The organism is Paracnuella aquatica (assembly GCF_003332885.2).
GTDB lineage: Bacteria > Bacteroidota > Bacteroidia > Chitinophagales > Chitinophagaceae > Flavisolibacter > Flavisolibacter aquaticus.
This window is the reverse complement of record NZ_QOWJ01000007.1, coordinates 66,222-79,187: the sequence shown is the minus strand read 5'-3', so window position 1 is coordinate 79,187 and position 12,966 is coordinate 66,222. Positions and strand designations below refer to the sequence as shown.

13 protein-coding genes are annotated in these 12,966 nt (G+C 49.6%); 8 read left to right on the top strand and 5 right to left on the bottom strand.

What is annotated here, in order from left to right; all coding sequences use genetic code 11:
• Positions 1 to 58 precede the first annotated feature (58 nt).
• Complete coding sequence (locus DRJ53_RS11705; RefSeq protein ID WP_114235821.1) at positions 59 to 325, bottom strand: hypothetical protein; 267 nt, start codon at positions 323 to 325, stop codon at positions 59 to 61.
• A gap of 245 nt (positions 326 to 570) precedes the next feature.
• Between DRJ53_RS11705 and DRJ53_RS21125 the strand changes: the two genes are divergently transcribed.
• Positions 571 to 831, top strand: coding sequence for a hypothetical protein (locus DRJ53_RS21125; RefSeq protein ID WP_123893531.1), 261 nt, complete (start codon positions 571 to 573; stop codon positions 829 to 831).
• 293 nt (positions 832 to 1,124) lie between these two features.
• On the opposite strand, the gene porX is transcribed toward DRJ53_RS21125, so the two are convergent.
• A complete protein-coding gene (porX, locus tag DRJ53_RS11690; RefSeq protein ID WP_114235818.1) occupies positions 1,125 to 2,678 on the bottom strand; it encodes a T9SS response regulator signal transducer PorX in 1,554 nt (517 codons plus the stop codon).
• Between the two features lie 233 nt (positions 2,679 to 2,911).
• Between porX and DRJ53_RS11685 the strand changes: the two genes are divergently transcribed.
• Both DRJ53_RS11685 and lpxD read left to right on the top strand, forming a co-directional pair.
• Positions 2,912 to 4,126 carry an HD domain-containing protein gene (locus DRJ53_RS11685; RefSeq protein WP_114235817.1) on the top strand — a complete coding sequence of 405 codons (1,215 nt, stop codon included), beginning with the start codon at positions 2,912 to 2,914 and terminating at the stop codon, positions 4,124 to 4,126.
• A 113-nt stretch (positions 4,127 to 4,239) separates the two neighbouring features.
• The gene (gene lpxD, locus DRJ53_RS11680; RefSeq protein ID WP_114235816.1) at positions 4,240 to 5,295 is read left to right on the top strand and encodes a UDP-3-O-(3-hydroxymyristoyl)glucosamine N-acyltransferase; all 1,056 of its coding nucleotides are present in this window, start codon (positions 4,240 to 4,242) and stop codon (positions 5,293 to 5,295) included.
• A gap of 94 nt (positions 5,296 to 5,389) precedes the next feature.
• Here the strand turns inward: lpxD and DRJ53_RS11675 are convergent, their stop codons facing one another.
• Complete coding sequence (locus DRJ53_RS11675) at positions 5,390 to 6,085, bottom strand: DUF2243 domain-containing protein (RefSeq protein ID WP_206609765.1); 696 nt, start codon at positions 6,083 to 6,085, stop codon at positions 5,390 to 5,392.
• 184 nt (positions 6,086 to 6,269) lie between these two features.
• Between DRJ53_RS11675 and gyrB the strand changes: the two genes are divergently transcribed.
• The 3 genes from gyrB (at position 6,270) to DRJ53_RS11660 (ending at position 8,777) form a co-directional block, all read left to right on the top strand.
• Entirely contained in the window at positions 6,270 to 8,267 is a 1,998-nt protein-coding gene (gene gyrB, locus DRJ53_RS11670) for a DNA topoisomerase (ATP-hydrolyzing) subunit B (protein WP_277749275.1), read from the top strand.
• Between the two features lie 85 nt (positions 8,268 to 8,352).
• Positions 8,353 to 8,580 (top strand): type II toxin-antitoxin system HicB family antitoxin, encoded by a 228-nt coding sequence (locus tag DRJ53_RS11665; RefSeq protein WP_114235815.1) that lies wholly within the window; start codon positions 8,353 to 8,355, stop codon positions 8,578 to 8,580.
• Positions 8,577 to 8,777, top strand: coding sequence for a type II toxin-antitoxin system HicA family toxin (locus tag DRJ53_RS11660; protein WP_114235814.1), 201 nt, complete (start codon positions 8,577 to 8,579; stop codon positions 8,775 to 8,777). The genes DRJ53_RS11665 and DRJ53_RS11660 overlap by 4 nt, the downstream gene beginning before the upstream one ends.
• Positions 8,778 to 8,826: 49 nt before the next feature.
• Here DRJ53_RS11660 and DRJ53_RS11655 read toward each other — a convergent pair whose 3' ends face one another.
• On the bottom strand, positions 8,827 to 9,192 hold the full coding sequence (locus DRJ53_RS11655) for a DUF4870 domain-containing protein (protein ID WP_114235813.1): 366 nt from the start codon (positions 9,190 to 9,192) through the stop codon (positions 8,827 to 8,829).
• 149 nt (positions 9,193 to 9,341) lie between these two features.
• Between DRJ53_RS11655 and mgrA the strand changes: the two genes are divergently transcribed.
• On the top strand, positions 9,342 to 10,337 hold the full coding sequence (mgrA, locus tag DRJ53_RS11650; RefSeq protein WP_114235812.1) for an L-glyceraldehyde 3-phosphate reductase: 996 nt from the start codon (positions 9,342 to 9,344) through the stop codon (positions 10,335 to 10,337).
• 126 nt (positions 10,338 to 10,463) lie between these two features.
• Positions 10,464 to 11,633, top strand: coding sequence for a galactokinase (galK, locus tag DRJ53_RS11645; protein ID WP_114235811.1), 1,170 nt, complete (start codon positions 10,464 to 10,466; stop codon positions 11,631 to 11,633).
• Between the two features lie 208 nt (positions 11,634 to 11,841).
• Here the strand turns inward: galK and DRJ53_RS11640 are convergent, their stop codons facing one another.
• Positions 11,842 to 12,894, bottom strand: a complete 1,053-nt coding sequence (locus tag DRJ53_RS11640) for an aldose epimerase family protein (protein ID WP_114235810.1) — start codon at positions 12,892 to 12,894, stop codon at positions 11,842 to 11,844.
• Positions 12,895 to 12,966: the final 72 nt, after the last annotated feature.

Here is a 12,966-nt window from a genome sequence, read left to right as displayed (position 1 = left end):
AACTAAATGCCTTTAATATCCCTCCATTTTCAAATCTCCAAATCGCCCCATTTTCAAATTACTCCTTCACCCTCGTCATAATATCATCAAAGGTTTTGCGGCTTTCGGGGCCGAGGGCCTCGGCATCAAAACCCAGTTGCGGAATCAGGTCGATGAGGGTATTGATGCGGCCTTCAAGTGTGAGGAACTTGTTGAGCACAATTACTTTTTTCTGCTCCAAAATGCAATAGCCGCTATTGAAGGTGCCCCGTTCGTAGCGCACAATATAGCCCGACTCGGACACGACCTTTTCTATTTTATTGAGTGTGTTTTGTGTGTATTTCATAACCACTGCCGCCGATTGCAACAATTTCGATCAGCCCCGCTGACCTATAATGCTGCCGTTCCGGAATGTTGCAAAGTTAATCCCTTTTTAACCGCTTGCTTACCTCGCCGTTTTCATCGGCTGGTTGTATATTGAAGCATGGAGCCTACCGAAAAGCGCAAAACTACATATCCCCTGTTTTTTCCATCGATGGTCATTCTTGTGCTGTCGCTCATGCTATTCTTCCTTTTAGATAAAGGCATTTCGTGGGTGCCTTTTATAGCTTTGATGATTTTATCCCTACGCGTTTGGTGGGTGTACAAGCAACATCGAAGGGGCAAATCCGAACCGATGCAAAGAATAATTTTAGCGTCGAAAATATTGCTCATTACACTACCCCTGCTGGCGCTGCTAACCTATGCACTGAAACATTTGCACATTATATAAAAGGCTGCTCCACCAACGCCAGAAAGCATGAAGCAAATCATCAATATGATTTTGTTTGTAAATTAGATGATGGCAACTAACAACCCTTCATCGCAAATGCCGGCAGTTTCAAAAGTGCTGATTTGGGCCGGACTGGTGCTGCTTGTCTTTAGTATATTTTTTCGCGAATTACTTTTTCTGCTGCCCAAGATCGGAATCGCTTCATTGTGGGCCGGATTGATCCTGCAGTATTACCATTTTTGGAAAACCGGACAAAAAGAAAAACTAAAGGAGGTTGGCTTTCGCTTTTTGGTCATTTTTGCAATGGTCGGCTTGTTGTTCGTGCTTTCCGTTTTGCTTAAATAATAAAATAAGAGATGGAATCTCTCCGCCGCTACTTGCTCACCATCTGCACCACGGGCACAATCATTTCCTCCAAACTAATGCCCCCGTGCTGAAAGGTATTTCGGTAATAATTTACGTAGTGGTTATAATTATTGGGGTAACATAAATACGTGTCTTCACCCGCAAAAATATACGACGAGTTAATGGCCGGCGAAGGAAGCCCCGCATCTTTCGGATCGCGGAAGGCCAGCACGTCGCGGCTGTCGTAATTGAGGTTGCGGCCATGTTTGTACCGCAGGTTGGTGGTGGTTTGCTTATCGCCAATAACCTTGGCCGGCGTTTTTACCCGTACCGATCCGTGGTCGGTGGCCAGCAAAATTTTTATGTTTTTATCAGCAATTTTTTTCAGCGCCTGGTGCAGCGGCGAATGCTCAAACCACGAAGCCGTAAGGCTTCGGTAGCTTACCTCGTCGCCGGCCAGCTCTTTCAACACTTCCATCTCCGTACGGGCATGGCTCAGCATGTCTACAAAATTGTACACAATCACGTTCAGGTCGTTGTGCAGCAGGTTGTGCATGTTGGCCACCAGGTCGAGGCCGGCCTGGTTGTGCAGCACTTTGGTGTACGATACCTTCATGCTGCCTTCGCCAATGCTGCGCAGGTATGACCGCAAAAACTCTTCTTCGTGCAGGTTTTTGCCGCCTTCCTCGTCATCGTTTTTCCACTGCTGGTGGTATTTTTTTTCTATTTCAACCGGCAGCATGCCAGAAAAAATGGCGTTGCGGGCATAATGCGTGGCGGTGGGCAAAATGGCATAAAAAGTATCTTCTTCCACCAGCCGGAAGCTTTCTGCAAAAATGGGCTGTATGGTGCGCCATTGGTCAAACCGCAGGTTGTCGATGAGCACAAAAAAAGTAGGCGTGCCTTTTTCAATTTGCGGCAGCACCTTTTCGCGCAGCAAGGTGTGCGACATTACCGGCTTGCTGCCTTTGCCCTTTATCCAGTCTTCGTAATTGCGGGAAATAAATTTGAAAAACTCCGTGTTGGCCTCGGCTTTCTGGGTTTGAAAAACTTCCACCATTTCCGGCGAATCGGACCGCTGCAGGCTTAGCTCCCAATACACCAGTTGTTTGTAAATGCCCATCCACTCGTTGTGGTCGGGGTTGGAGTTGAGCGCCATAAACAGGTTGCGAAACTGCTGCTGGTAGGCGGTGGTTGTTTTTTCAGCCACCAGGCGCCGGTTGTCGATGATCTTTTTCAGCGACAGCCACACCTGGTTGGGGTTTACGGGTTTGATGAGGTAATCCGATATCTGACTGCCAATGGCATCATCCATCAGGTTCTCGGTTTCGTTTTTGGTAATGAGCACCACCGGAATGCTGCTGTTTACCTCTTTTATTTTGGCCAGTGTTTCCAGCCCGGTAATGCCCGGCATGCTTTCGTCGATGAGCACCACGTCCACAAAATTTTCCTTGATATAGTCAATGGCGTCAAAACCATTAGTAAGGGTGTGCACCGCATACCCCTTGTTTTCGAGGAACATTTTCTGCGACCGTAGGCTTTCTATTTCATCATCTACCCAAAGTATGTTGGCTAACGACATGGAGTTGTTTTATGTTTTTATTTTTCAAACCACTAAGGCACCGAGAAACAAAGCAGCACCAAGTTTTAAACAAATCGACCGCAGTGTGCAGTCTTTCGCATTTCCACAAAAATCCTTTGTGCTCCCTTTGTGCCTTCGTGTCTTTGTGGTTCAAAAAAAGACCTCAAGGTGTTCAAATTTACGCTTTCCCCCTTGGCCCGTACTTTTGTTTGTTCAATACTTCAAAAATCCGAATGGCGCAGGTACGCAAGATCATCAACGACCCCGTGTATGGCTTTATCACCATCGATCACCCGCTGATCATGGAAATTATTTCGCATCCATACTATCAACGATTGCGCCGCATTCACCAAATGGCGTTTGCATCGCTGGTGTACCCCGGCGCCGTGCACACCCGCCTGCACCATTCGCTGGGTGCTTACCACCTCATGGGACTGGCCATTACCGAGCTGCGCAACAAAGGCGTGGACATTACACCAGATGAAGAACTGGGCGCCAAAATAGCCATCCTGCTCCACGATATTGGCCACGGGCCTTTTTCACATGCCCTGGAGCGTCGCCTTATTCGAGGCGTGCACCACGAGGAAATTTCGATCCTTATTTTGCAATTGCTCAACGAAAACCTCGACGGCAGGCTTTCGCTGGCCATGCAGATTTTTAAAGACGAATACCCGAAAAAATTCCTGCACCAGCTGGTGTCGGGCCAACTGGATGTGGACCGAATGGATTACCTCAGCCGCGACTCATTTTACACCGGTGTATCGGAAGGCGTCATCGGCTACGACCGCATCCTGAAAATGCTGGTGGTGCATGAAGGCGAACTGATGGTGGAGGAAAAAGCCATTTACTCGGTGGAAAAATTTTTGGTGGCGCGCCGGCTGATGTACTGGCAGGTGTACCTCCACAAAACCGTGGTGGCTGCGGAAAAAATGCTGGTACGCACCATCGAACGGGCACAGGAGCTGGTTGCAGCGGGCATCGACCTGCCCACGGCCTCGCCGGTGCTCAACTTTTTTTTAAAAGAACACAAACCCGATGGCGATTTTTTAAAACACCTGGAGCGTTTTTGCCAGCTCGATGATACCGATATTTTGTGCACCCTCAAATCGTGGTGCGGCTTCTTCGATCCGGTGCTCAGCCGCCTCAGCCGCGGCCTTATCGACCGGCGCCTGCTGAAGATCGAGTTTCGCAACACGCCGTTTACAGAGGCAGAGGTGGCCCAAAAACGGGCATCGGTAATGGAGCGGCTGCGCCTCAATGAGCATGAGGCGGCTTACCTGGCTTTTGCCGGCGAGGCTATGAACACCACCTACAACCCTGCCAACGAGCATATTCGAATCCTTTTTAAAAGCGGCCGGGTGGCCGATATATCGGAGGTGGACAATGCCCTCATTCTGCAACACATGGCGGCCCCTGTCAAAAAATACTACCTTTGCCACCTTCGGTAAAATTCCGCCAGCCGGTTTTTTCCGACCAGTTATATAAAAAACGCTTATTTGGCGTTTAAACTAACGAGCTTTGGTCATGTGTTTTTGATTATTGAATTAGCACCAAACAAAATATGCAGTTTACAGCCGCCCAGATTTCTTTTATCATTCAAGGAACAGTTGAAGGGAATGCAGATGCCGTGGTAGATTCCTTTGGAAAAATAGAGGAGGCGCAATACAACCAACTTACTTTTCTGGCCAACCCCAAATACGAAGATTATCTCTACTCCACCCAGGCTTCAATCGTTATTTTAAACGAAGCTTACGAACTAAAGGAGCCGGTAAAGCCCACGCTGATCCGTGTACCTGATGCTTATTCGGCCTTTGCCCTGCTGCTGAGCAAGTACCAGGAAATGGCCACCCAGCAAATGAAAGGCATCCAGCAGCCTTCCTTTATTCCCCAATCGGTGCAAGTGGGCGAAGGCGTATTTATTGGCGCTTTTGCGTATTTCGGTGAAAATGTCAAGATCGGCAACAACACCAAAATTTACCCCAACGCATTCATTGGCGATAATGTACAGATTGGCGACAACTGCGTGATCCATCCCGGCGTACGCATTTACTACGGCTGCATTCTGCGCGATAATGTAACCATCCACGCCGGCACCGTCATCGGTTCGGATGGCTTTGGTTTTGCGCCGCAGTCGGACGGCTCGTTTAAAAAAGTGCCCCAGATTGGCAACGTGGTGATTGAAGACGGCGTGGAAATTGGCGCCAACACCACCATCGACCGCGCAACAATTGGCTCTACCGTGATCAAGGCCGGCGCCAAGCTCGACAACCTGATCCAGATAGCCCACAACGTAGAAGTGGGCAACAATACCGCCATTGCAGCGCAGGCAGGCGTTTCGGGTTCCACCAAAATTGGTGATAATGTAATGATCGGCGGACAGGCCGGCCTGGTGGGTCATATCCAGATTGCCGACGGCAGCCGCATCAATGCGCAAAGCGGGGTGAGCAAATCACTGAAAATTCCGGGAGCTACCGTAACCGGTTCTCCTGCATACGATTATACCAGCGCCCTGCGCAGCCAGGCCGTGTTTCGCAACCTGCCCGAGTTGGAAAAACGCATCTCCGAGCTGGAAGACCTGGTGCGCCAACTGATGGCTGAGCGGGTAAATAGCCTCTGAAGTTTGTAAAATTTTTGAACCACGAAGACACGAAGCAACAAAGAAGCACAAAGAATTTGCTTAGTGCACCTTCGTTCCTTCGTGTCTTTGTGGTTCAAATCCGTTTTTGCATCAGCGCCCAGCCCACGCCCAATAGGATAACGGAAAAACCCAGGAACCCAAAGTTCCAGGCTTCGGGGCTGCTGCTCACCTCCCGCACATTGTGCAGTTTCAGCACCTGGTGGTCTAAAATGCCCTCCACGATATTGAACACACCCCAGCCGCCCAGCAGTCCGCCGGCCAGCAAGTAGCCCGACCGGTCTGCATCCGGCCGCTTACCCACCCGCCACAGCATCACCATCCCGGTAAGCACCACCAGCAGGCAAAAGGCATGGAAAATGCCATCCCAAAACATATTAACCGATTTATTCACCAGCGTATCGGGCGGAATCTTTGCCGACAACATTTCGTGCCATTGTAAAATCTGGTGCAGCACAATGCCATCGGCAAAGCCGCCGAGCCCGATGCCCAGAACGAAAGCTGCGGTAGCCAGCGGCACCCCATTTGCCAAAACCTGCCTGCCGGCCAGCCCCTGCCGCCGGGCATGGCCTTTTTTAAAATAAACTGCAAGCCCGGCCACAATCAGCGCCAGCACAAAAAAGGGCGACAGCATCAGGGCCAGGTTGGGGTAAAATGCACTGTCGAAAATGGCTTGCTGCACCTGCCGGTTGCAGGTAATGCAGGCTTTGGTGCCAGTGGTAGCCAGCAATGCAGGCAGGCAGATCGATGGTTTTAGCATCAGCTTTTTCATACCGGCTCATTTGCCCTCAATTCAGCAAACAGCAGGCCGGGGCAAACCCTTATCCGTGGCCCGTTTTTGGGGATAAAATAAAGCCCCTTTTTAACGTCTGACACATGGTCAGGCGGCGCTTTTTTGGTACATTTGCCCACTTAATCGCTGCCTTTACCGCGGCAGTAAAATGGAAAAAGAAATCATGAGCGAAATCATCGAAACAATGCCCATTCCGGAGCTGCCTGCCACCACTGCGCCATCCTACGGTGCCGATAGCATTCAGGTTTTGGAAGGACTGGAAGCAGTGCGTAAGCGCCCTGCCATGTATATTGGCGATATTGGCGTAAAAGGCCTGCACCACCTGGTGTACGAAGTGGTAGACAACTCCATTGACGAAGCACTGGCCGGATGGTGTAAAAACATTACTGTTACCATACACGAAGACAACTCCATTTCCGTGGAAGACGATGGCCGGGGCATCCCCACCGCCATGCACACCAAGGAAAAACGCTCTGCGCTGGAGGTGGTAATGACGGTGCTCCACGCCGGTGGCAAATTCGATAAAGGCTCTTACAAGGTTTCGGGTGGTTTGCACGGTGTGGGTGTGAGTTGCGTAAACGCATTGTCTACCAAGCTGCATGTAACCGTTCGCCGCGAAGGCAAAATATTTGAGCAGGAATACGGTATTGGCGCTCCCAAATACCCGGTTCGCGAAATCGGCGTGTCAGAAACCACTGGCACCAAGGTGCATTTTTGGCCCGACCTCACCATTTTTACCGAAAGGGTCTACAACCGCGATATCCTGGAAGGTCGTATGCGGGAACTTGCTTACCTCAACCGCGGCATTTCCATTACGCTGAACGATGTGCGGGAACGCGACGAAGAAAGCGGGCTTACTTATACCAAAACCTTCTTTAGCGAAGGCGGTATTTCTGAGTTTGTGGAAATGCTGGACAAAAACGCAGGCCGCAGCCCGCTCATTCCAAACGTTGTGTTTGTAGAAGGCCGCGACGAAAAAACAAATGTGGCCGTAGAAGTGGCTACCATTTATAACGACAGCTACACCGAGCATATTTACTCGTATGTAAACAATATCAACACCATTGAAGGGGGCACCCACGTAGCGGGTTTTCGCAGGGCGCTTACCCGGGTGTTCAAATCGTACGGCGATAAAAACGGATTGTTTGAAAAAGCCAAAGTAACCATTGAAGGCGATGACTTCCGCGAAGGCCTCAGCGCCATTATTTCGGTAAAAGTGCCCGAGCCGCAGTTTGAAGGCCAAACCAAAACAAAGCTGGGCAACAGCGAAGTTTCAGGCGTGGTGGACAGCACTGTATCCCGTGCACTGGAAGCATTTCTGGAAGAAAATCCACGCGAGGCCAAGAACATCATTCAAAAAGTGATTCTAGCTGCTCAGGCCCGTGCGGCTGCCAAAAAGGCCCGCGAGATGGTGCAGCGCAAATCGGTACTGAGCGGTGGCGGTTTGCCCGGCAAATTGGCCGACTGCTCCGAAAGGGACCCTGAGCGTTGCGAGCTGTACCTGGTGGAAGGTGACTCGGCGGGCGGTACGGCCAAGCAGGGCCGCGACCGCAGCTACCAGGCTATTTTGCCGCTGCGCGGTAAAATCCTGAACGTGGAAAAGGCCATGGAGCACAAGATTTACGAAAACGAAGAGATCCGCAACATGTACACCGCGCTGGGCGTAACGGTGGGCACCCCTGAAGACCCCAAGGCATTGAATATTACCAAGCTGCGCTACCACAAGCTGATCATCATGACCGATGCCGACGTGGATGGTTCGCACATCGCCACGCTGATCCTTACGTTTATTTATCGCTACATGAAAGAGATGGTGGAGCAGGGCTACGTGTACATTGCACAGCCGCCCCTTTACCTTGTAAAACGCGGTAAAGAACAGGTGTATGCTTACAACGAAGAGCAACGCAAGGCACTGGTGGAAAAGCTGGGCGCCGGCAAAGAAGACTCGGTAACCATTCAGCGATACAAAGGTTTGGGAGAAATGAACTCCGACCAGTTGTGGGACACTACCATGAACCCCGACACCCGCACCCTGAAGCAGGTAACTATTGAAAGCGCCGCCGAAGCCGACCGCATCTTCAGCATGCTGATGGGTGATGAAGTGGCCCCGCGCCGCGAGTTCATTGAAAGCCATGCCAAGTATGCACGAATCGATGCGTAAGATTTACCTACACTCAAAATAACATTCAAACAAAAGTTGCTCATAAAGGGCAACTTTTTTGTTAGTTTTAAACAGCAGGAACCACATGCAATACACCTACAAAATATTATTACAAAAAGAACCTGAAGGTGGCTTTACCGTAACGGTGCCATCGCTGCCCGGCTGTATTACTTACGGCGAAGATGTGGATGAGGCGATCGCAATGGCGAAAGAAGCCATCGCATTATACTTGGAAGAAATGCAGGAAAGAGGCGAAGAAATCAGGGACAACAGTGAAACATTGGAGTACTCGCTTCAGTTGCAAATTGCATGAATTTATCTGCCAGATACCTGATTAAATTGCTGGAGCAAAACGGCTTTGTGTTTAAACGGGCCAAAGGATCGCACCAGCTTTTTCACAACCCCATTTCCAACAAAACTGTGGTAGTACCGATGCACGGAGGAAAGGATTTAAAGAAGGGAACATTCCTCGCTATTTTAAAACAGGCAGGTATTGAGTTGAACGGGTAATAGATTTTTTCAGCCTTTCAGAAAGGCGTGTCCATCTTTTTCAAATACTTTACCGAATCAACCGGATACAAAAAGGGTAACGATACATCTTGTTTTCGGCAGCTTTAACCGTTGCCACAATCACCAGCACCAGGTGCACCACGCCAATCACCATCAGCATCAAAATCCCAATCAGTACAATCATCAGGATAAACGACACGATATAAGCAATGGCCAGCGTGATCTGAAAGTTGAGCGACTCTTTAGCGTGTTCCCGCACAAAAGGCGATTCATCTTTTTTGATCAGATAAATAATGAGCGGCGCTACAAACGAAAAGAACAGCGTGAGTACATGCGACAGCACAGCCAGCAGCCGGTCGCTTTCCGTTACCTGACCCAAAGGTTGTTCCGAACTACCCAGATAAGATGATTCCATGCGTTGCGTTTTGGGTAAAAGGTAACTATTTGTGCCGCCTTTTGCAAATGATCCATTTTAAGTGTGGGTAAATAATAAACGCTCATCGCAGCCAAATCAGCCTCCTTCCCAAGCCCATCCCCTATTTTTATACACCCAAAAAAGAGCTCATGGCTTATACAGCAAATGATCAGCGTTATGCGCAAATGGAATACCGCCGCTGCGGCAACAGCGGGTTGAAACTGCCACCCATTTCCCTGGGCCTGTGGCACAACTTCGGCGAGCTGGACAACCTGTCCAACTGCCGCAACATGATCCACACAGCATTCGATAACGGCATCACGCATTTCGACCTTGCCAATAATTACGGCCCGCCACCCGGTGCTGCAGAGGAAACATTCGGCCGCATTTTGGCTAAAGACCTGCGCCCCTACCGCGATGAATTGATCATTTCGTCCAAAGCCGGTTGGGGCATGTGGCCCGGCCCCTACGGCGACCTGGGTTCCAAAAAATACCTGATGGCATCGCTGGACCAAAGCCTGAAGCGCATGGACCTGGAGTATGTTGATATTTTTTACCACCATCGCCCCGACCCCGAAACGCCGCTGTACGAATCAATGTCGGCGCTGGACTTAATAGTGCGGCAGGGAAAAGCCCTCTATGTGGGCATCAGCAGCTACCCACCCAAAGAAGCAGCGGAAGCCATTAAAATTCTACGATCGCTGGGTACGCCCTGCCTGATACACCAGCCTAAATATTCAATGCTCGACCGCTGGGTGGAAGATGGCCTGCTGGATGTGCTGGAAGCGGAAGGAGTGGGCTGTATTGCATTTTCGTCGCTGGCGCAGGGCCTGCTCACCAACAAATACCTCAATGGCATTCCGGAAGATTCCCGTGCAGCACGGCACCTGGGCAATGGCGCCATTGAGCCCGATGCTCTGACCGAAGCTAATTTGCAGAAAGTGCGGCAGCTGAATGAGCTGGCCACCGGCCGCGGACAAACGCTGGCGCAAATGGCATTGGCCTGGGTGCTGAAAGATCCGCGCATTACATCGGTCATTATTGGTGCTTCCAAACCGGCACAAATAACCGATGCATTACAATGCCTCAAAAACGGCAAGTTCAGCACAACTGAACTGGAACAAATCGATAATATATTGAAGTGATTTACGATTTCGGATTGACGATTGACGATTTTAGGAGGGAACCCGTTATTTAAAACAAATCGTAAATCCAAAATCGTCAATCGTAAATCCCTTAACCCGGGTACATTTTTTATAGCATACAAAACCATGGCACAACAAAACAATTTCAACCCATCGGTGGTGGCCACCGCCTTTCGCGAAGCTTATGGCACAGAACCCCTGCTGGTGCGGTCGCCGGGCCGCGTAAATATTATTGGCGAGCACACCGATTACAATGATGGCTTTGTGCTGCCTGCAGCCATCGACAAAGCTATTTATGTAGCCATTGGTAAACGCGACGACGATACCATCAAACTGTTTTCCCGTGAGTTTGGTCAAAGCCATACCACAACGCTTACCGATGTGCATCCCACACGGGGCTGGGCCAATTATATATTGGGTGTGGTAGACCAGATCAAAAAGCGTGGACATAAACTTGGTGGATTCAACCTGGTGTTTGATGGCGATGTGCCCATTGGTGCAGGTCTTTCTTCATCGGCTGCCGTGGAGTGCGCCACTGCATTTGCACTCAATGAACTTTTCAGCCTAAATATTAGCCGTAAAGAAATTACAGACATTGCCCAAAAAGCAGAACATACATACGCAGGTGTTCGGGTAGGCATCATGGATATGTTTGCATCGGTGTTTGGCAAAAAAGGCCATGTTATTAAACTCGATTGCCGCTCACTGGAGTACGAGTATGTACCCCTGAATATGGAAGGCGTAAAAGTGGTGCTGCTCAATACCAATGTAAAACATTCGCTGGCATCATCGGAGTACAATACACGCCGGCAGGAATGCGAACAGGGTGTGGCGTGGATCAAGGAACACCACCCCGAAGTAACCAGCCTGCGCGATGCTACGCTGGAAATGCTGGACAAATATGTAGCACCAAAAGATGCAGTGGTAGACAAGCGCTGCCGCTACGTGGTAGAAGAGGTCCAACGTCTGTTGCAAGGCTGCGAAGACCTGAAAAACGGGCACCTCGATGACCTGGGTAAAAAAATGTTTGCTACCCATGATGGCCTGAGCAAGCAATACGAAGTAAGCTGCAAAGAGCTGGATTTCCTCGTTGACTTTGTACGCAACAACAATGCAGTGTTGGGTGCCCGCATGATGGGCGGCGGCTTTGGCGGCTGCACCATCAACCTGGTGCGGGAAGAAGCTATCGACGACCTGGTAGCCAAAGCAACAAAAGCTTACAAAGACGCTATGGGACTGGACTTGACGGCATACATCGCACAGGTGGAAGACGGCACTTCGGTGATCAGTTTATAAAGGCATTTGCACGCAAAGGCGCGAAGTTTTGATACAAAGGCGCAAAAGAAAAATTTCTTTTGTGCCTTTTGTTTGTGAGGTCCAAAACAAGTTTATTGCGAACACTTAAAAAGACCTGTCAAAGAAACATTCACTTATTAAAAAATTAGAACCCACACAATTATTTCTTTGTGCCTTTGCCTCAAAGCTTAGCGCCTCTGCGTGAAAACTAACTAAACCTATAAACCGTCTCTGATCTAAAAGTATCACCCGGATCTAGTCTTGTCGTCGGGAACTCCGGCCTGTTTGGTGAATCAGGAAAATGCTGCGTTTCCAAACAAAAACCACAATTCTTTACATCCATCGCACCGCTGCGCAACCGCACATCTCCTTTCAAAAAATTGGCTGTGTACAATTGCATGCCCGGCTCTGTTGTGTATACTTCCATGCTGATGCCGCTTTCATCACCCACGGCCCTTGCAGCAAAACTCAGTTCATTGCCGGCAGATTTATTCAACACAAAGTTGTGGTCATAACCCGAGCCGAAACGGATTTGCTCATTATCGGCATCAATGCGGCTGCCAATGGTTTGCGGCGTACGAAAATCAAAAGGCGTTCCCTCCACCGGCATCAATCTACCAGTAGGAATTGATGTGGCATCAGCTTCAGTAATGGCAGCTGCATTGATCTCCAACTGGTGTTGCAGCACGGTGCCACTGCCCTGCCCGTTTAAATTAAAATATGCATGGTTCGTAAGATTGATCACTGTAGGTTTATCAGTGGTTGCGGAGTAGGTTATTTTTAATTCATCCCTATCCGTCAACTGGTATGTGGCCGTTACCTGCACATTGCCCGGAAATCCTTCTTCACCATCTGGCGACGTGTATGTAAAAACAATCGTTGCCTCATCCGGCTGCGCTGCATTCCACACCTGCTCCTGGAAATTATTGAACCCGCCATGTAAATGATGCGGTGGCAGGTTTTGCGGCACGTTGTATTCAACACCGTCCAACGAAAATTTACCAAATGCAATACGGTTGGCATAGCGGCCAACGGTTGATCCCAAAAAAGAAGACCGCGCCATTTGATACGCATCCACGCTATCCAACCCCAGCACCACATCACGCAGTTGTCCGTTTTTATCCGGCACCAACAGGCTCACCAGCCGGGCACCGTAATTTGTAAAAGCGGCCTGCAGCTTGCCATTGGTCAGGTAAAAAAGCCCTGTTTCCTTGCCTCCTATCCGTTGCACAAATGCTTCCTGCTGTGGTAGTCCGTTCATGGTAAACAACTTTGATGAAACCGAAAATTAGCGCAAAAAGGACAAACAGATTTCTTCATAAAATGGTACAAT